This window comes from Citrobacter sp. SX206 (assembly GCF_024181025.1).
Taxonomy (GTDB): domain Bacteria; phylum Pseudomonadota; class Gammaproteobacteria; order Enterobacterales; family Enterobacteriaceae; genus Citrobacter; species Citrobacter youngae.
Map to the genome: position 1 here is coordinate 122193 of NZ_CP049738.1, position 19576 is coordinate 141768.

The 19576-nt window shown below is 52.4% G+C and carries 17 protein-coding genes; 11 read left to right on the plus strand and 6 right to left on the minus strand.

What is annotated here, in order from left to right; genetic code table 11:
• Nucleotides 1-248: 248 nt before the first annotated feature.
• Nucleotides 249-611: a YibL family ribosome-associated protein gene (locus G8S19_RS00600; RefSeq protein WP_048213700.1), complete on the minus strand. Its 363-nt coding sequence runs from the start codon at nucleotides 609-611 to the stop codon at nucleotides 249-251.
• Nucleotides 612-903: 292 nt separating this feature from the next.
• On the opposite strand from G8S19_RS00600, the gene G8S19_RS00605 reads away from it, so the two are divergent.
• Nucleotides 904-1110, plus strand: coding sequence for a hypothetical protein (locus G8S19_RS00605; RefSeq protein WP_048213699.1), 207 nt, complete (start codon nucleotides 904-906; stop codon nucleotides 1108-1110).
• A gap of 12 nt (nucleotides 1111-1122) precedes the next feature.
• On the opposite strand, the gene mtlR is transcribed toward G8S19_RS00605, so the two are convergent.
• The 3 genes from mtlR to mtlA form a co-directional block, all read right to left on the minus strand.
• On the minus strand, nucleotides 1123-1713 hold the full coding sequence (mtlR, locus tag G8S19_RS00610; RefSeq protein ID WP_048213698.1) for a mannitol operon repressor MtlR: 591 nt from the start codon (nucleotides 1711-1713) through the stop codon (nucleotides 1123-1125).
• Nucleotides 1710-2858, minus strand: coding sequence for a mannitol-1-phosphate 5-dehydrogenase (mtlD, locus tag G8S19_RS00615; RefSeq protein ID WP_048213697.1), 1149 nt, complete (start codon nucleotides 2856-2858; stop codon nucleotides 1710-1712). Before mtlD ends, mtlR begins: the two co-directional genes overlap by 4 nt.
• A 220-nt stretch (nucleotides 2859-3078) precedes the next feature.
• The gene (gene mtlA / locus G8S19_RS00620; RefSeq protein ID WP_061066820.1) at nucleotides 3079-4995 is read right to left on the minus strand and encodes a PTS mannitol transporter subunit IICBA; all 1917 of its coding nucleotides are present in this window, start codon (nucleotides 4993-4995) and stop codon (nucleotides 3079-3081) included.
• 533 nt (nucleotides 4996-5528) lie between these two features.
• Here mtlA and G8S19_RS00625 point away from each other — a divergent pair.
• From G8S19_RS00625 to G8S19_RS00665, 9 genes are all read left to right on the plus strand, one after another.
• Nucleotides 5529-5891 carry a DUF3302 domain-containing protein gene (locus G8S19_RS00625; RefSeq protein WP_061066819.1) on the plus strand — a complete coding sequence of 121 codons (363 nt, stop codon included), beginning with the start codon at nucleotides 5529-5531 and terminating at the stop codon, nucleotides 5889-5891.
• Nucleotides 5892-5893: 2 nt separating this feature from the next.
• Nucleotides 5894-7030, plus strand: coding sequence for an HlyD family secretion protein (locus G8S19_RS00630; protein WP_101742499.1), 1137 nt, complete (start codon nucleotides 5894-5896; stop codon nucleotides 7028-7030).
• Nucleotides 7031-7128: 98 nt separating this feature from the next.
• Nucleotides 7129-7737, plus strand: a complete 609-nt coding sequence (locus G8S19_RS00635) for a glutathione S-transferase (RefSeq protein ID WP_048213693.1) — start codon at nucleotides 7129-7131, stop codon at nucleotides 7735-7737.
• 98 nt (nucleotides 7738-7835) lie between these two features.
• On the plus strand, nucleotides 7836-9227 hold the full coding sequence (selA, locus tag G8S19_RS00640) for an L-seryl-tRNA(Sec) selenium transferase (RefSeq protein WP_101742498.1): 1392 nt from the start codon (nucleotides 7836-7838) through the stop codon (nucleotides 9225-9227).
• Nucleotides 9224-11068: a selenocysteine-specific translation elongation factor gene (gene selB, locus G8S19_RS00645; protein WP_253685919.1), complete on the plus strand. Its 1845-nt coding sequence runs from the start codon at nucleotides 9224-9226 to the stop codon at nucleotides 11066-11068. The genes selA and selB overlap by 4 nt, the downstream gene beginning before the upstream one ends.
• Nucleotides 11069-11256: 188 nt before the next feature.
• Entirely contained in the window at nucleotides 11257-12408 is a 1152-nt protein-coding gene (gene yiaY, locus G8S19_RS00650) for an L-threonine dehydrogenase (RefSeq protein ID WP_253685921.1), read from the plus strand.
• Nucleotides 12409-12500: 92 nt separating this feature from the next.
• Nucleotides 12501-14039: an aldehyde dehydrogenase AldB gene (gene aldB, locus G8S19_RS00655; protein ID WP_003837670.1), complete on the plus strand. Its 1539-nt coding sequence runs from the start codon at nucleotides 12501-12503 to the stop codon at nucleotides 14037-14039.
• A 184-nt stretch (nucleotides 14040-14223) separates the two neighbouring features.
• A complete protein-coding gene (locus G8S19_RS00660) occupies nucleotides 14224-14547 on the plus strand; it encodes a DUF3302 domain-containing protein (protein ID WP_101742495.1) in 324 nt (107 codons plus the stop codon).
• A gap of 5 nt (nucleotides 14548-14552) precedes the next feature.
• Entirely contained in the window at nucleotides 14553-15689 is a 1137-nt protein-coding gene (locus tag G8S19_RS00665) for an HlyD family secretion protein (RefSeq protein WP_061066812.1), read from the plus strand.
• Nucleotides 15690-15714: 25 nt separating this feature from the next.
• Here the strand turns inward: G8S19_RS00665 and G8S19_RS00670 are convergent, their stop codons facing one another.
• Nucleotides 15715-16659 (minus strand): LysR family transcriptional regulator, encoded by a 945-nt coding sequence (locus tag G8S19_RS00670; protein WP_048213686.1) that lies wholly within the window; start codon nucleotides 16657-16659, stop codon nucleotides 15715-15717.
• 121 nt (nucleotides 16660-16780) lie between these two features.
• On the opposite strand from G8S19_RS00670, the gene G8S19_RS00675 reads away from it, so the two are divergent.
• A complete protein-coding gene (locus tag G8S19_RS00675) occupies nucleotides 16781-17521 on the plus strand; it encodes a MipA/OmpV family protein (RefSeq protein ID WP_061066811.1) in 741 nt (246 codons plus the stop codon).
• Between the two features lie 92 nt (nucleotides 17522-17613).
• On the opposite strand, the gene G8S19_RS00680 is transcribed toward G8S19_RS00675, so the two are convergent.
• On the minus strand, nucleotides 17614-19569 hold the full coding sequence (locus G8S19_RS00680; protein WP_142878727.1) for a glycoside hydrolase family 127 protein: 1956 nt from the start codon (nucleotides 19567-19569) through the stop codon (nucleotides 17614-17616).
• Nucleotides 19570-19576: the final 7 nt, after the last annotated feature.

Sequence of the window (19576 nt, forward strand, 5' to 3'; positions counted from 1 at the left end):
GGGCCGCTGACATAATGCAATGAGTCTGTGCTCATCTCTTCGTCACACTATGTGTAAAAGTGGCCCTGCCAATATTGTTGTGTAGGGGTAATGACAATGAATGGTTAATCAAATGTTATTTATTGGCAACGGTATTGTACGCACATTTTAATGAAATGTGAGGTATTGGTAGGATCTGACTGAAATTGGTAGGGCCAATTACGAAGGGAAGTTAAGGACCGGGCAAGCGAGTGTTGCCCGGTGACAGATTAGAACTCGCTTTTCGCGAAGCCCGTCATCTCTTTCAGGCCCATTTCACGGCCAAGCTCGGTCATCGGGTGAACGACGATCAGGCCGCGCACGCTCTTCTTCAGCTTGCCCATGTCGGCCTGTTCTTTTTTGGTGATGGCACGACGGAACGGGAGTTTGCTGAGCTTTTGCGCTTCTTTGCTCAGCTTCTGGCCGTGTACTTCACGCAGTCGTGCGATCTCAGTTTCCAGAGTTTCTTTCTCTTGCTCCAGCTCGGCATATTTGTCGGCGGCTTCAACCAGGGACAGGTCAGCCTGCTGGTGGCGGATAGCGTCAAGACGATCGCTCAGGCGTTTAATTTCGTTTTTTTCGACTTCTTTCATAGGATAGCTTCTGATAAAAATAGGATGAATATCCTATAGTATGCGCGCAGAGCGGGATTATTCACAACTAATCGAAGATAAATAATCAAATGCCGCAAGTATTATTAAGCTAATGGTAATGCTACTTTTTTGATTAATAAGGAATTTTAAGCGATAAGATTGGCCATGGCGCTTTTTATTGGCGGGTTTATAGCGAAGCACGTTTTCCTCAATATAATCGCCCAACCGATCCTAAACTTAAATGAGCAACCGCACAGGCTGAGCGCGGTTAATACATGGAGGAGGGAAGATTATGGCGAAAATAGGTGAGAACGTTTCGGTTCTGATTGATAAGACGGTCGATTTTATGGCTTCCAGCCAGGCTTTTCGCGAATATCTGAATAAAACACCGCCGCGCGACGTAGTCCCTTCTGAAATACCACAGGAGAACGCGCAGCTGTATCTGCAACGTCTGGCGTACTATCGGCAACTGTATCGACCGCAGCAGGAAGAGAAGTAAGCCTGCAGGGTCTTATTTTTGAAAGGCTTTTTTTAAGCTGATTTTAGAAATCAGCTCGGTCAGGGAAAGTACCATCGTGGAGCGTACCATTTGCTGGTAGCGCTGGATTTGCATGGCGTGCAGACCTGAGTCTGAGGTATCAAACTGCGGTGGCGGCGGGAGTGCTGCTACGCAGTGAAGTTCGCCAAACGGACCAAGAATCTCATCGTCGGTGAACGCGTATTCATTGCCGTCATGGTTTAACTCTTCCCGCAGCGCCATCAGTAGTTCCGCATCTTCATACTCCGGGCGGCTGAGTACGCCCAGACCGTAGATGAGCTTGAGACGAACGGAAAGATCGCCCAGCGGACCGTCGCCGTCGAGCAACGGTTCTACGGCATATTTTACCGCATAGTCATCTTTGCGAAATACCTGAAGCACAAGGATATTCACCGCCTCGGTGAGCAGTTCTACGGCGGTGATGAGGAAGCTGCGTACGGTTTTGCCAGCATTCAGACGCTCAAGCACACGATTTTCAAAGGCCTGCGTTTGTTCCATTATTGCCTGCATATCTGACAATCTGTCATTTGGGCGCAGGCAGACCTGCGCCACATTCTCAATCATTTGGTCGCGTTATATGCGTTAACCGCCTCCGCCACCACATCACTATTGGCATCCAGACCGGAAACCTGCGCCAGCGCGGCCTGCGGACCTTTTTCGTCAATCAGCGCGGCCAGTTCCTGTGCCTGCGGATCTTCTTCGCTGCGATAGTGCATTGCTGCCGCAATACCGATAACCAGATTCGTGTGCGGCAGGCCGTACTCCAGCGTGCCCAGCAGCGGTTTAATCAGACGGTCGCCCGCGCTCAGTTTACGCAGTGGCTGACGGCCAACGCGCTCAACGTCATCTTTCAGATACGGGTTTTCAAAGCGACCGAGGATTTTCTGAATATATGCTGCATGTTTTGCCGCATCAAAGCCATAGCGTTTGATCAGTACCGCGCCGCTCTCTTCCATCGCACCTTTTACCACTGCGCGGATTTTCTCGTCGAGAATCGCGTCACGGATGGTCTGATGACCGGTCAATTTTCCGAGGTACGCGGTTATAGCATGCCCGGTGTTCAGCGTGAAGAGTTTACGTTCGACAAATGCCATCAGGTTATCAGTTAATTCCATTCCCGGGATGTTTGGCAGTTCGCCTTTAAATTGCGTTTTGTCGACAATCCACTCGCTGAAGGTTTCGACGGTGACTTCCAGCGGATCGTTGGTCGCAGAAGCGGAAGGGGGAACGATGCGGTCTACGGCGGAATCGACAAAACCAACGTGTTCTTCGACCCAGGCTTTGTCTTCATCTGCCAGCGCGTTCATGACGTGGCCTTTCAACTGGGTCGTGCCGCGCACCATGTTCTCACAGGCGATGATATTCAGCGGAGTCGCGATGCCTTGCGCCTTGCGTTTAACCAGCCCTTTAGCGATGGCAGGTGCGATGCGCTCAAGCACGACCGGACCAACGGCGGTGGTGACTAAATCTACGTGGGCAATCAGTTCAACGACATCATCGCCGATGCTGCTCACCGCGTTGACGCCGGAAACGGTATCAACCTGCTCGTTTTCACCGACCACATGAACCTGATAGCTATGACGGGCATTCAGGGCATCGAGCACGACCTGGTTTACATCCGCGAACGTCAGCTGTATCCCCGCGTCCGCCAGCAGTTTGCCGATAAAGCCACGACCGATATTACCTGCGCCAAAATGTAATGCTTTCATAGTATTAACCTTCATTAATGTTTTTACCCAAGAGGGCTGGGGTGAGGCTTTTCCCTCAACCTAACCCTCTCCACAAGGGAGAGGATATCGCCTTCATATTTCGAACTGCAGATGCGTTGGCTCTCCTCGCTCACCCCAGTCACGTACTTATGTACGCTCCTGGGGATTCACTGCGTTGCCGCCTTCCTGCAGCTCGAACTATTTTGGAGATACTTAACCGTTAAGCTTTTTTACCCGCCAGCAGCGCCAGAACTTCATCCACGCTGGTGGTATGAGCCAGACGTTCGATCACGGATTCGTCATCCAGCGCGTTGGTCAGGCTGGTAATCACCTGGATGTGCTCGTTGTTACGTGCAGCGATACCAATGACCAGACGGGCGATATCGTCTTCTTCTTCGCCGAAGCGTACGCCTTGCGGATACTGGCAGAACACCACGCCGGTTTTCAGCACGCGGTCTTTGGCTTCAACCGTACCGTGCGGTACAGCGATGGACTCGCCGAGGTAAGTCGGGGTCAGTTTTTCGCGGTCCAGCATCGCCTCGACGTACTCTGGCTCAACATAGCCGCCTTTCACCAGTTGCTCACCGGCAAAGCGAATCGCTTCTTCTTTGTTGGTGGCTTTACGGCCCAGGAAGATATTCTCCGCACCCAGTTTGAACAGGTGGGTATCACCCTCTTCAAAGCTGTCTTTCAGGTGGTCGCGGACTTTCTCTTCGTTTACGTTGTGGCGCTGTGCAGCGACCAGACGTTCGGTCAGATTGGAGTACAGACCGCTGTCGAGGAAGTTGGTCAGCGAAATGTGCTGTGCCTGCGGAACCTGGCGCATAGCGCGTTCGGTCAGGTCACGGTGGGTAATGACCAGATCCACATCCGGCGGCAGATTGTTAATCGCGCTGTTGGTGACGGAAATCTGCGACAGGCCGGCATCCTGCACTTTCTTACGCAGTACGCCCGCACCCATGGCACTGGAACCCATGCCGGCATCGCAGGCGACGATGATTTTACGCACATGGCTCAGGTCGTTGGTTACGTCGCCCGCTGCTAGCGGAGATGCGCCTTTGGATTCCGCTTTCATGTCGTTCATACGACGGGTTGCGGCTTCAATGTCATCTTCTTCTTTCACTTTGCTGGTTTTCAGCAGAATCGCCGAGACCACAAAGGAGACCGCCATTGCCGCACAAATTGCCGCGATGTTGGCGAAGTAAGCGCCCTTCGGCGTCATTGCCAGTACGGCCAGGATAGAACCCGGAGAGGCCGGAGACACCAGACCACCGTTCAGGATAGTCAGCGTAAATACGCCAGTCATACCGCCGAGGATAACGGCCAGGATCAGACGCGGGTTCATCAGCACGTACGGGAAGTAAATTTCGTGGATACCACCCAGGAAGTGGATGATAGCCGCGCCGCCTGCAGACTGCTTAGCGCTGCCGCGACCGAAGAACATGTATGCCAGCAGAACGCCCATACCCGGACCCGGGTTAGCTTCAATCAGGAAGAAGATGGATTTACCCATCTCATGGGACTGCTGAATGCCCAGCGGTGAGAAAATACCGTGGTTGATGGCGTTGTTGAGGAACAGGATTTTCGCCGGTTCAACGAAGATAGACGCCAGCGGCAGCATGTCATGGACAACCATGAAGTTAACGCCTGCCGCCAGGATTTTGGACAGTGCTTCAACCAATGGGCCAATGCCAAGGAATGCCAGAATGGCGAGGATCATCCCGATGATGCCAGCGGAGAAGTTATTCACCAGCATCTCAAAACCGGACTTGATCTTACCGTCTACCCAGCCGTCGAAATGCTTGATAGCCCAGCCGCCCAGCGGACCTGCGATCATCGCACCGAGGAACATCGGCATATCAGCACCGACGATCACGCCCATGGTGGTAATCGCGCCCACTACGCCGCCGCGTTCGCCGCCAACCAGCTTACCACCGGTATAACCGATCAACAGCGGCAGCAGATAGGTGATCATCGGGCCGACCAGCTTCGCCAGCGTTTCGTTCGGCAACCACCCTGTCGGAATGAATAATGCGGTGATAATACCCCACGCGATAAACGCGCCGATATTTGGCATCACCATGTTGCTGAGGAATCGACCAAAGCTTTGCACCTTGATCTTAATATCGGATGACATAAAAACACCCCTTCTTATGTTTGCTATCGCGCAGGCTGAAAGCCCGAGGTTTGTTAATGTAGCGGCAGGAGGTAGCCGGACCCTGTAGATACTGCGAAATCTGGCACTGAATCGTTCAACTGTCCAGTCGATGACTTTTAATGTGATCAATGTCACGTAAATATAGGGTTTACGGCATCACTTAATGTGATTTCGATCACAAAACACCGGTATAAAAAAACATCATTACGCGGAAATAGGCTGGAAAAGGCACTTAAATGTGAAGTTGTTCACGTTTTTGCTTTGGCTGTTTGTTGGGTATTTGTGATCTACTTCGCAATAAATATTTGCCAGGATTTCTCCTGATGTGATCTGAGGCGGATTCTGTTTCATCTCCCATTTCTTGCTGCTACCCCGCGAGTCGTTCACCTGCAAATTTATACCCTGGTGGTATGGCGGAAATGACTAACTGCAATTATGTTCAAATTACCAGCCATGACTCCTTTCGGCTGCCTGCAATTGAAAGCTCTGATTAGCGTGAATACGAGGCGGGTATGTTTCTAAACTATTTCGCGTTAGGTGTGCTGATCTTCGTTTTTCTGGTTCTGTTTTACGGAATCATCGCCATCCATGATATTCCCTATAACATGGCTAAGAAGCGCAACCATCCCCATGCCGATGCCATCCATACGGCAGGTTGGGTGAGCTTATTTACGCTGCACGTTATCTGGCCGTTTCTGTGGATCTGGGCCACGCTCTATCAGCCAGAACGAGGCTGGGGGATGCAGTCACACATTACGCCGACCGGAAAGGAACAAGACCCTGAAATTGCCGCGCTGGCAGCGCGCATTACCCAGTTAGAAAAAAGGCTGGCTGGGGAGAAAAAAGACGATAACTCCACCTTTCCGGAGATTTGATCATGGATTTGTTGATTGTCCTGACTTACGTGGCATTTGCCTGGGCCATCTTTAAAATATTCCGTATTCCGGTAAACCAATGGACGCTTGCCACAGCCGCATTAGGTGGGGTGTTTATTGTGGCGGGACTCATCTTATTAATGAACTATAACCACCCGTATACCTTTACGGCGCAAAAGGCGGTTATTTCAATACCTGTTACCCCGCAGGTCACTGGAATTGTGAGTGAAGTGACAGATAAAAATAATCAACTGATTAAAAAAGGCGAGGTGTTATTTAAACTCGATCCCGTGCGTTATCAGGCGCGAGTGGACCGACTGCAAGCCGATCTGGTGACCGCCACGCACAATATCGACAATCTGAAAGCCCAACTTTCTGAAGCCGTCGCCAATACCACCCGCGTTTCCGCTGAACGCGACCGCCTGTATAAAGATTATCAACGCTATTTGAAGGGCAGCCAGGCGAAGGTTAATCCCTTCTCTGAAAGCGATATCGACAACGCCCGGCAGAACTATCTGGCACAGGACGCGCTGGTAAAAGGCTCCGTCGCCGAACAGACGCAGATTCAGAGTCAGTTAGACAGCATGGTCAACGGAGAGCAATCTCAGGTTGCGTCCCTGCGCGCTCAGCTCGCTGAAGCCAAATACAATCTTGAGCAGACTATCGTCCGAGCCCCCAGCAACGGCTATGTTACGCAGGTGCTTATTCGGCCCGGAACCTACGCCGCCGCGCTGCCTCTGCGCCCGGTGATGGTGTTTATTCCGGAACAAAAACGGCAAATCGTGGCGCAATTCCGCCAGAACTCGTTGCTGCGTCTTAAACCGGGTGATGAAGCGGAAGTGGTCTTCAACGCGCTGCCAGGCCAGGTATTCCCCGGCAAGCTCACCAGCATTCTGCCGGTTGTACCGGGCGGTTCTTATCAGGCCCAGGGAGCATTGCAGTCTCTGACGGTGGTGCCGGGTACCGATGGCGTGCTGGCCACGATTGAACTGGCTCCCAATGCAGATGTGGATGCACTACCGGACGGTATCTATGCCCAGGTGGCGGTCTATTCCGACCATTTCGCCCACGTTTCGGTGATGCGTAAAGTGCTGCTGCGTATGACCAGTTGGATGCATTATCTTTATTTGGATCATTGAGACCAGCATCACCTGCCATTTGTCGTGGCCTGAGCCATACTAAGCGGTGTCCAGATATTCGTTGGACATCGCTTTTTTGTTGGCAAAAAGGACACGGCATGAAACTCATTGGCAGCTATACCAGCCCTTTTGTGCGTAAAATTTCTATTCTGTTGCTGGAAAAGGGCATCACCTTCGAATTCGTTAATGAACTCCCCTATAACGCGGATAGCGGCGTGGCGCGATACAATCCATTGGGAAAAGTGCCCGCGCTGGTCACCGATAAGGGAGAGTACTGGTTTGATTCTCCGATCATTGCTGAATATATAGAGTTGTTGGATATTGCACCCGCAATGCTGCCGCGTGAGCCGCTGGCGGCACTCAAAGTTCGTCAACTGGAAGCGCTGGCCGACGGTATTATGGATGCGGGATTAGTCTCGGTGCGCGAACAGGCTCGCCCCGCTGCGCAGCAGTCAGAAACTGAATTGCTACGCCAGCGAGAAAAAATTACCCGCAGCCTGGATGTGCTGGAAGGTTATCTGGCGGACGGTACGCTGAAAACGGATACGGTTAATCTGGCAACGATTGCGATTGCCTGTGCCGTGGGCTATCTCAATTTTCGTCGGGTTGCGCCTGGCTGGTGTGTGGACCGTCCACGTCTGGTCAAACTGGTGGAAACACTCTTTCAACGCGAAAGTTTTGCCCGTACGGAACCGCCAAAGGCTTGATGCAGATAATACCCGCCTGAGCAAAGTCACGGTACAATCCTTCCTATATCGATATCCCTCTCCACGGTGGAGAGGGCCACCAACAGCCAGGCCCTTTCATGACAACCGACATGCGTTCACTCTACAGCCAGCTTCCTGCTATCGATCGTTTACTGCGCGATAGCGCTTTCCAGGTCTTACGTGAGTCCCACGGTCATACCCGCGTGGTGGATCTGCTGCGTCATATGCTCGATGAAGCCAGAGAGGCGATTCGCGACACGCAGGCGCTTCCAGCATGGGGGGAAGACTGGGCGCAAGAGGCCAGCGCCCGGCTGGAACGAGAATCGCAAAGCGCGCTACGTCCGGTGATTAACCTGACCGGAACGGTGCTGCATACCAATCTTGGGCGTGCATCACAAGCTGAGGAGGCGATTGCTGCGGTGGTGCAGGCGATGCGTACGCCGGTGACGCTGGAATACAGCCTGGATGATGCCGGACGTGGACATCGGGATCGGGCGCTGGCGGATCTACTCTGCCGCCTGACCGGCGCGGAAGATGCCTGTATTGTCAATAATAATGCCGCTGCGGTTCTGCTGATGCTGGCCGCCACGGCCAACGGCAAAGAGGTGGTCGTTTCGCGCGGCGAGCTGGTAGAAATTGGCGGCGCGTTTCGTATTCCCGACGTGATGTGCCAGGCCGGATGTATCCTGCGCGAGGTTGGCACCACCAACCGGACCCATGCGAAAGATTACCGTCAGGCGGTGAATGAAAACACCGGTCTGCTGATGAAAGTCCATACCAGTAATTACAGCATTGAAGGCTTTACCAGCTCGGTTGATGAAGCTGAGCTGGCCGCCATTGGTCAGGAACTGGATGTGCCGGTAGTGGCGGATCTCGGCAGCGGCTCGCTGGTCGATCTCAGTCAGTATGGTTTGCCGCAGGAACCGATGCCGCAGCAGCTCATTGCCGCAGGTGTGAGCCTGGTGAGTTTCTCTGGTGACAAACTGTTGGGCGGGCCGCAGGCCGGGATTATCGTCGGTAAAAAAGAGATGATCGCCCGCTTACAGAGCCATCCGCTGAAACGCGCGTTACGGGCTGATAAAATGACGCTGGCAGCGCTGGAAGCAACGCTGCGGCTCTATCTGCACCCGGAAGCGCTGGCGGAGAAGTTGCCGACGTTACGCCAGCTCACCCGCACGAAAGAGGCTGTCCACGCGCAGGCGCTACGATTACAAGCACAATTGACAGAACATTATGGTGCCGAGTTTGCGTTGACTGTCATGCCTTGCCTGTCGCAGATTGGCAGCGGCTCGCTACCAGTTGATAGGCTGCCGAGCGCGGCATTAACCTTTACCCCCCATGACGGGCGTGGAAGCCGCCTCGAAGCGCTGGCCGCCCGCTGGCGTTTGCTGCCCGTGCCGGTCATTGGGCGAATTTATGATGGCCGCTTGTGGCTGGATCTGCGCTGCCTTGAAGACGAGACCCGGTTTATGGAGATGATGCTGAAATGATTATTGCAACCGCCGGACACGTTGACCACGGAAAAACAACGTTATTACAGGCGATTACCGGCGTGAATGCCGACCGGCTGCCGGAAGAAAAAAAGCGCGGTATGACTATCGACCTCGGCTATGCCTACTGGCCGCAGCCGGACGGGCGGGTACTGGGATTTATCGATGTCCCTGGTCACGAAAAGTTTCTGTCCAACATGCTGGCGGGTGTCGGTGGTATCGACCACGCGCTGCTGGTGGTGGCGTGTGATGACGGCGTGATGGCGCAAACGCGTGAACACTTGCAAATCCTGCAACTGACGGGCAACCCACAGCTTACCGTGGCGCTCACAAAAGCCGATCGCGTCGATGAAGCACGCATTGACGAAGTACGTGCCGAGGTGCAAACCACGCTGGGTAACTATGGTTTTGCCGATGCGATACTGTTCGTAACTGCCGCCGGTGAAGGCCGTGGTATCGAAGCGCTGCGTGACCACTTGCTGCAGTTGACGCCGCGTGAACTGGCTCGCGATCACACCTTCCGCCTGGCGATTGACCGCGCTTTCACGGTAAAAGGCGCAGGTCTGGTCGTAACGGGAACGGCGCTCAGCGGAGAAGTGAACGTCGGGGATGTGTTGTGGCTTACGGGCGTCAACAAACCGATGCGCGTACGTAGCCTGCATGCGCAAAATCAGCCGACCGAATACGCTCACGCCGGACAGCGAATTGCGCTGAACATTGTCGGTGATGCGCAAAAAGAAGAGATTAACCGTGGTGACTGGCTGCTTGCAGATGCGCCGCCAGAGGCCTTCTCACGCGTCATTGTCTCTTTAGAACACTCGGCTCCGCTGATGCAGTGGCAGCCGCTGCATATCCACCACGCGGCCAGCCACGTGACCGGACGTATCTCACTGCTCGAAGGGACGCTGGCGGAACTGGTATTTGATACGCCGCTGTGGCTGGCTGATAACGACAGGCTGGTGCTGCGTGATATTTCTGCCCGTACGACGCTGGCAGGCGCACGTGTCGTGACGCTGAATCCACCGCGTCGTGGGAAGCGTAAGCCGGAGTATTTACAGTGGCTGTCGGCGCTGGAAAATGCGCAGAATGACGGCGAAGCGCTGGCATTGCATCTGACTCGCGGGGCGGTGAATATTCCCGATTTCGCATGGGCACGCCAGCTCAATGGCGACGGCATGCGTTCGTTGATTGAGCAACATGGATTTATTCGCGCCGGGTATAGTCTGTTGAATGCGCCCGTTGCTGCACGCTGGCAGCGTAAGATTCTGGATACGCTGGCGACCTACCATGAACAGCACCGTGATGAGCCGGGACCTGGACGTGAACGCCTGCGTCGTATGGCCCTGCCGATGGAAGATGAAGCGCTGGTCCTGCTGCTGATTGAAAAGATGCGCGATAGCGGCGCTATTGATAGCCATCATGGCTGGCTACATTTGCCGGATTATAAGGCCGGTTTTAGCGATGAGCAGCAGGCTATCTGGCAAAAAGCAGAACCGCTTTTTGGCGATGAGCCGTGGTGGGTGCGCGACCTGGCGAAAACCACGGCTACGGACGAGCAGGCGATGCGTCTGGCGCTACGGCAGGCGGCGCAGCAGGGCATTATTACGGCGATCGTCAAAGATCGTTATTACCGTAACGATCGGATTGTGGCCTTTGCCAATCTGATCCGCGAACTGGATCAGGAAAGAGGATCGACCTGCGCTGCCGATTTCCGCGACAGGCTTAACGTCGGGCGTAAATTGGCTATTCAGATTCTGGAATATTTTGACCGTATTGGTTTTACGCGTCGTCGGGGAAATGATCATTTATTACGCGATGCATTACTGTTTCCCGAAAAGTAATGAAACAATTAATTCAAAAATTAAATGAATTAATACAAAATAGATATTGATTGAAATAAGCACATTAGATTATGAACCTAATGTGCTTTTTAATTTTCAATGTTATTAAAATAACAACCACGATCATATTTTGTTGGGATTATCACTCGTATGCTTCCTGCCTCTTTTGAGTAATTAAGGATCGTACAATGGCTGCTTCAACATTTTTTATTCCTTCCGTGAATGTAATTGGCGCTGGTTCATTAAAAGATGCAATGAATACAATGGCGGAATATGGTTTTCGTCGTACGTTAATTGTCACGGATGCCATGCTGGCGAAATTAGGTATGGCGAGTGAAATTCAAAAAGCGCTGCAGGAACGTGATATTTTCAGCGTAATTTATGATGGTACGCATCCTAATCCGACAACCAGCAACGTTGCCGCAGGTCTGCAAATGCTGAAAGAAAATGCCTGTGATAGCGTAATTTCCCTCGGTGGCGGTTCCCCACACGATTGTGCGAAGGGGATTGCGCTGGTGGCGGCTAACGGCGGCGATATTAGTGATTACGAAGGCGTCGACCGTTCTGCAAAACCGCAGTTGCCGATGATTGCCATTAACACGACGGCGGGAACGGCATCTGAAATGACCCGTTTTTGCATCATTACCGACGAAGTACGCCACATCAAAATGGCGATTGTCGATAAGCACGTTACACCGCTGCTGTCCGTCAATGATTCTTCGCTGATGGTCGGTATGCCGAAGTCCCTGACAGCGGCAACCGGTATGGATGCGCTGACTCACGCGATTGAAGCGTATGTCTCCATTGCGGCAACGCCGATCACCGATGCGTGTGCGCTTAAAGCCGTGACGATGATTGCCGAGAACCTGACGATCGCCGTGGAAGATGGCGCCAATGATCAGGCACGTGAAGCGATGGCTTACGCACAGTTCCTCGCAGGTATGGCATTCAACAACGCCTCTCTGGGTTACGTTCACGCAATGGCGCATCAGTTGGGTGGTTTCTACGACCTGCCGCACGGTGTCTGCAATGCGGTACTGCTGCCGCACGTTCAGGTCTTCAATAGCAAGGTGGCCGCAGCTCGTCTGCGCGATTGTGCTGCGGCAATGGGCGTCGACGTGGCTGGATTGAACGATACGCAAGGAGCCGAAGCCTGTATCGCGGCAATCCGCGAACTGGCGCAGAAAGTGAATATTCCGGCAGGTTTGCGTGAGCTGAACGTTAAGGAAGAAGATTTTGCTGTTCTGGCGACCAACGCTCTGAAAGATGCCTGTGGTTTTACTAACCCGATCCAGGCGACCCATGAAGAAATCATGGCGATCTATCGTGCAGCCATGTAATTCGTGATACCTGTCGTAAAGCAGTAAAAGGCTGGCGAATAATTCGCCAGCCCCGTCTACCCTTGTAGTACCCCTACAGCAAGGAGACGGTCATGACCAACAACCCCCCTTCAACGCGTATTTATCCCGGCGAGTATGGTTACCCTCTGAAGTTAAAGGCCCGATACGATAACTTTATCGGCGGCGACTGGGTTGCACCAGTGGACGGTGAGTATTACCAGAACCTGACGCCAGTTACCGGGCAATTACTGTGCGAAGTGGCCTCTTCCGGCAAAAAAGATATCGATCTGGCACTGGATGCCGCGCACAAAGTAAAAGACAAGTGGGCGCAGACATCCGTGCAGGACAGGGCGGCGATTCTGTTCAAAATCGCCGACCGTATGGAGCAAAACCTGGAACTGCTGGCGACGGCAGAAACCTGGGATAACGGTAAACCCATCCGCGAAACCAGCGCGGCAGACGTGCCGCTGGCGATTGACCATTTCCGCTATTTCGCGTCCTGTATTCGTGCGCAGGAAGGGGGGATCAGCGAAGTCGATAGCGAGACCGTGGCTTATCACTTCCATGAACCTCTTGGCGTGGTCGGGCAAATTATCCCGTGGAACTTCCCCCTGCTGATGGCCAGTTGGAAGATGGCGCCTGCGCTGGCGGCGGGTAACTGCGTGGTGCTCAAACCTGCGCGCCTGACGCCACTGTCCGTGCTGTTGCTGATGGAAGTCATCGGCGATCTGCTGCCGCCTGGCGTGGTGAACGTGGTCAACGGCGCGGGTGGGGAGATCGGTGAGTATCTGGCGACGTCTAAACGCATTGCGAAAGTGGCGTTTACCGGCTCAACGGAAGTTGGGCAGCAGATCATGCAGTACGCTACGCAGAACATTATCCCTGTGACGCTGGAGCTGGGTGGGAAATCGCCCAATATCTTCTTCGCTGACGTGATGGATGAAGAAGATGCGTTTTTTGACAAAGCGCTGGAAGGTTTTGCGCTGTTTGCCTTCAATCAGGGCGAAGTGTGTACTTGTCCGAGTCGGGCGCTGGTACAGGAATCCATTTACGAACGTTTTATGGAAAGAGCCATTCGCCGCGTGGAGAGTATCCGCAGCGGCAACCCGTTAGACAGCGTGACGCAGATGGGGGCGCAGGTATCGCATGGTCAACTGGAAACCATTCTGAATTACATTGATATTGGTAAGAAAGAAGGGGCGGATGTTCTCACCGGCGGGCGGCGCAAGCAGCTGGATGGCGAGTTAAAAGAGGGTTACTACCTCGAACCGACCATTCTGTTTGGCAAGAACAACATGCGGGTTTTCCAGGAAGAGATCTTCGGACCGGTGCTGGCCGTCACGACCTTTAAAACCATGGAAGAGGCGCTGGAAATCGCCAATGACACTCAATATGGACTGGGCGCTGGCGTCTGGAGCCGTAACGGAAATCTGGCGTACAAGATGGGTCGTGGGATTCAGGCGGGACGCGTCTGGACCAACTGCTACCATGCTTACCCGGCGCATGCGGCGTTCGGCGGCTATAAGCAGTCGGGCATCGGGCGCGAGACGCATAAGATGATGCTTGAGCATTATCAGCAAACCAAGTGCCTGCTGGTGAGCTACTCGGATAAACCACTGGGACTGTTTTAATTTCTCGTCACTTATTGCCCGGTTTTTCGCCGGGCATATCTTTATTCTGCAGTTATATAAAAACCCATATGTCGTTATATAAACAAGATAATTGCACTCCATGTACATATTCATCTACTATCCTCCAATCTATTTTTAAATCCAAATAGAATTCTTATTTGTTATTTCAATCTCTGAGGCAAATATGTTTCTTGATTATTTTGCATTAGGAGTGCTTATTTTTGTATTCCTGGTCATTTTTTATGGGGTTATTATTCTGCATGATATTCCCTATCTCATTGCAAAAAAACGTAATCATCCTCATGCCGACGCAATACATGTTGCGGGTTGGGTGAGTTTGTTTACCTTACATGTTATTTGGCCCTTTTTATGGATCTGGGCAACGCTTTATCGCCCGGAGCGCGGATGGGGCATGCAGAGCGCGGATTCTTCCCTGATCCAGTTGCAGGCAAGGGTTGCCGATCTGGAAAAAAAATTGGGTGAGGTGAAGACCTCTGCGGCGGAGTAATATCGATGGATTTACTGATTGTTCTGACCTATGTAGCGTGTGCATGGTCAATATTTAAGATTTTTAAAATTCCTGTCAATAAATGGACAGTACCTACCGCAGCATTGGGCGGTATATTTATTGTGTGCGGACTGATATTACTGATGAATTATAATCATCCGTATACCTTTAAGGCGCAAAAGGCGGTAATTTCTATTCCCGTAGTGCCGCAGGTAACGGGTGTCGTGACGGAAGTGACAGATAAGAAGAATACACTGATCAAAAAAGGCGAGGTGCTATTCAAACTTAATCCGGGGCGTTATCAGGCGCGGGTCGATCGTCTGAAAGCCGATATTGTCACCGCACAGCATAAAGAGCAGGCTCTTGCTGCGCAACTGGATGAAATGCAAGCCAACACGCAACGGGCAAAGGCTACCCGTGACAAGCTGGCGAAAGATTATCAGCGCTATGCGCAGGGAAGCCAGGCGAAGGTGAATCCTTTTTCTGAACGCGATATCGACGCGGCGCGGCAAAACTATCTGGCGCAGGAAGCATCGGTGAAGTCCTCCATTGCGGAACAACAGCAAATCCAGAGTCAGTTAGACAGCCTGGTGCTGGGGGAAAATTCACAAATTGCCAGCCTGAAAGCACAGTTAGCAGAAGCGGAGTTCAATCTGGACCAGACCGTGGTTCGCGCGCCCAGCGATGGCTATGTGACGCAGGTGCTGATGCGCCCGGGAACCTATGCCGCCGCACTGCCTATGCGCCCGGTGATGGTGTTTATCCCGGATCAAAAACGGCAAATTATCGCCCAGTTCCGTCAAAACTCGCTGCTGCGACTGGAGCCAGGCGATGAAGCGGAAGTGGTGTTTAACGCCCTGCCGGGTAAAGTATTTAGCGGTAAACTGGCTGCTATCAGTCCGGCCGTACCGGGTGGTACATACCAGTCGAACGGGGCGCTGCAATCCTTAAACTCTACGCCCGGTTCTGAAGGGGTGATCGCCACGATTGAGCTGAATGATAATGCGGAGGTTAGCGCGTTACCTGACGGGATTTACGCGCAGGTCGCCGTATATTCTGACCACTTCGAACATGTGTCAGTCATGCGCAAAGTCTTGTTGCGAATGACCAGTTGGGTGCATTACCTGTATCTCGATCATTAAACCCAGGCTGTTTTGCTTGCTCAGTCTACTGCTCCAGCGACTGAGTAAGCTGCCGGCGAATCTCAGCCAACATCTCATCAAGAATATACTGCACCCGCCAGGGCTGATACTCACGCTTGCGGAAAATCGCTACCAGATCCAGCCACCATTCATGTTGTTCAGAAAAACACGGAACCAGCAACCCGACCTGAACATCCTTTTGCACGCTCGTATTCGGCGCAAAAACAATGCCCAGATGGTTTCGAGCCAGCGCCAGTGCAGACTGTGTGTTGTCGCAGACGTAATTTCCCGTCACGCGGTAGTCGTGCATCTCTTTGCCACCGGTGGAGGTAAATCGCCAAATATTGGCATCGTCGATCATCATGGAATCAATCAGAATACAAGAGTGCTGTTCAAGATCTTCAGGGCCGCTTATAGGATGAGTGCTAATATATTCCGGGCTGGCAAAGGCAGTTACTGCATATTTAGTAATAAAACTGGCGACCAATGATTCGTCTTTGGGATGCGCATAGGTGATTAAAACATCACAATCATCAGGAAAGTCGACGCCTTCATAAAATGCTTTCCGTTCAAGATTACATGTTTTCAGTGAGAGGCTAATGTCGCCGATATTCTGAATTTTTGCGATAACATGTTGCGACAGGTAAGCAATAATCCCGGTTGGCGCATATACCGTTACCCGGCCGCGTTTTTCGTGCTTATAATCAGCAATGAAATTATTCAACTGATCGTTTCGGTCTAGCATGTCATTGATGTAAGGGAGCAGCGCAGTACCAAACGGCGTGAGGGTCAACTGTCGGGTGGTGCGGTCAAACACCTTTAATCCAACCTTTGATTCAAAATCAGCAAGATACTTACTGACGTTGGCTTGTGCAATGCCGAGGATGGTCGCTGCGTGGCTGATGTTTTCACTGGCAGCGATTACCGAAATAATCTTCAGTTCCCGGTGTTTAAGTTGTAATTTATTCATCGCCAAGCCCGATATATATAATTTTTTATATATTACTATATAAATATGGATGTTGCACCGATGAAATTGTAAGCATTATTATGCACGCGCTTTGTAGCTTATTTTAAAATGGAATGTTGGCATGTTAATTAAACGCAATATTGTGGCACTATTTGCCTTTTCTTTTATGGCGAGTGCGACAGCCGCAGAATTTTCTATTGGCGGTGGCGCTGTATATAATGAATCTCCTTATCGTGGATATAATGATAATGTTCACGCAGTACCGCTTGTCAGTTATGAAAGTGAATCATTTTATTTTAGGCAAACAACGTTAGGTTATATTCTTTCAAAAAACGAAAGCAATGAATTTAGCATTACTGCCTCATATATGCCGCTTGAGTTTGATCCAGGTGATAACGACGACCAGGCGATGAAAAAGCTGGATAAGCGTGACGCTACCGCGATGGCGGGTGCAGCATGGTATCACCATGAAAAATGGGGCAGCGTGAAAGTCTCCGCGGCGGCAGATGTGCTGGACAACAGCAACGGTTGGGTAGGAGAAGCGTCTCTGTTCCGCCAAATGCCGATGGGCAAGCTGACGCTGACCCCGGCTGTTGGCGTGCTCTACTATGACGAAAACTTTAACCAATATTATTACGGCATCTCTGGCAATGAATCCCGCCGTAGCGGGTTATCAAGTTATTCCCCTGGCGATAGCTGGACACCGTATGTTGGCTTGTCCGCTAAATATGCATTGACCAGCAACCTGACGCTGTTGGCCAGCGCTAACTATAGCGTGTTGCCGGATGATATTAAAAATAGCCCGATGGTCGATCGCGATGACAGCTTCACTTTCCTGTCAGGGGTGAGCTGGCGCTTCTGATTCTCACCCGTTTGTCCTCATGGAGGAGGGCAATTTTTTCAGTGTTGCAGGCCGGATAAGACGTGAAGCGTCGCCATCCGGCACGTTTTCACTTACCGCTCATTTACCCAGATACGCATTTCGCCTTCACCACGGTTCGCCCAGCTAAACCACGGAATAAACGTCAGGGTATGCGCCTGACGCGAAGCCGGTGAAACATCATAGTGCCACAAGGATTGCTGCGTCGCGTCGGCGCGACTTTGCTTCACACCTTCAGCCTGAATTAACATCTTATGGCTGAACAGCCCCTTACCCTCGAATACTCTGAACTCACTCTCTTTTGGTAGCCACAAGTTATGCAACTCCTCGCCGTTGTCGGCCTGCTCCAGGCAATACACCAGCGGCCCACGTTGAATAGCGACCTTCCCTGCCACATGGCGTACCAGTGGATTTCCGTACACCCGGCGCACCGGCATCGGCAGGGTCAGACTGAGCGTATCGCCTTCCTGCCAGGTCCGGCTGATGTGCAAGTAGCCTTTGCGAATATCCTGCTCAACCGGCTGACCATTCAACAAAACCTGTGGCGCGGAGCACCAGTCTGGCAGGCGCAGAGCGAGGGTGTGATACACCGACTGCGGTGATTCGATGGCGATTTTTACCTGTTCATGCCATGGGTAATCCCCGCTAATACGTAGCTTAAGCGAGCCATTTGCAACAGGGACCTCCATGCTATTGCCCACGTACATATTGATATACAGCGCGTCCTGACGTGGCGTGTAGAGGTAATGACCAATTGAGGTTAACACACGGGCGATATTCGGTGGACAGCAGGCGCAGCCGAACCAGCGCTGACGAACGGGCTTCACGTGGTCATAAATATGATTAAATTTTAATGATTTAGGATGCACTTCCAGCGGGTTAACGTAGAAGAAGTGCTTGCCGTCGAGTGCCATGCCGCCAAGTACCGTATTGTACAGCGCGCGCTCCATCACGTCGGCATACTGACTGTCGGCCTCCATTTCCAGCATTCTGCGGGCGAACATCATCAGACCGATTGAGGCGCAGCTTTCCGCGTACACGGAGTCGTTGGGCAGATCGTAATCGCTGCTAAACGCCTCACCACTGCTTTGCGAGCCGATCCCGCCGGTAATATACAACTGGCGCTGGGCCATGTTTTTCCACAGACGCAGGCAATCCTGACGCTTGCCTTCGTCCTGGCTTAAGCGTGCCAGATGCGCCACGCCGGTCATCAGGTAGACAAAGCGTACCGCATGACCGATAGCCGTTTGCTGTTCTGAAATAGGCTGATGTGCCTGGCTGTAGGGCTTGTCCTTCACCATCCACGCCGGGCCGTAGGTGTGCCAGTAAGAGGTTTTTCCGCGTTTTTCGTACTCTTCGTCGTAGAAATGAGGCTGTGCGCCGCGCTGCTCAACAAAGTAATTTACCAGCGCCATATAGCGAGGTTGCTGGGTCACTTCGTACAAGCGCATCAGCGCCAGCTCGATTTCCGGGTGTCCGGGGTAGCCGCGCAGTTGATTCTCCCCGAGTCCAAACACGCTGTCGATGTGATCCGCCAGGCGACACACCACCTCTAACAAACGGCGTTTTCCCGTCGCCTGGAAGAACGCGACGCCCGCTTCAATTAAATGACCGGCGCAGTACAGCTCATGACACTCGGCGAGGTTGGTCCAGCGTTCATTCGGGGCTTTCACCGTGAAGTAAGTATTGAGATAGCCATCTTCACACTGGGCGGCCGCCACCAGTTCAATGACTTCATCGGCCGTTTTCTCAAGTTCCGCATCGGGTTTCTGGCACAGCGACCAGGCAACGGCCTCCAGCCATTTCGCCACGTCGCTATCCTGAAAAACCATGCCGTAAAACTCGCCATCCTGCAGACCTGCGGCGATACGGAAATTCTCTATCGCATGGCTGGGTTCCGCCTCTGCAATGCGGTCATTGAGCGCATCCCACTGATAGGGGATCACTACATCGCGCACCAACTGCTGATATTGTCCGAGGAACGGATCGCTGACGGTGAGCTTATGCAGGTCGACTTCCAGTACGTTCATTTCGTGC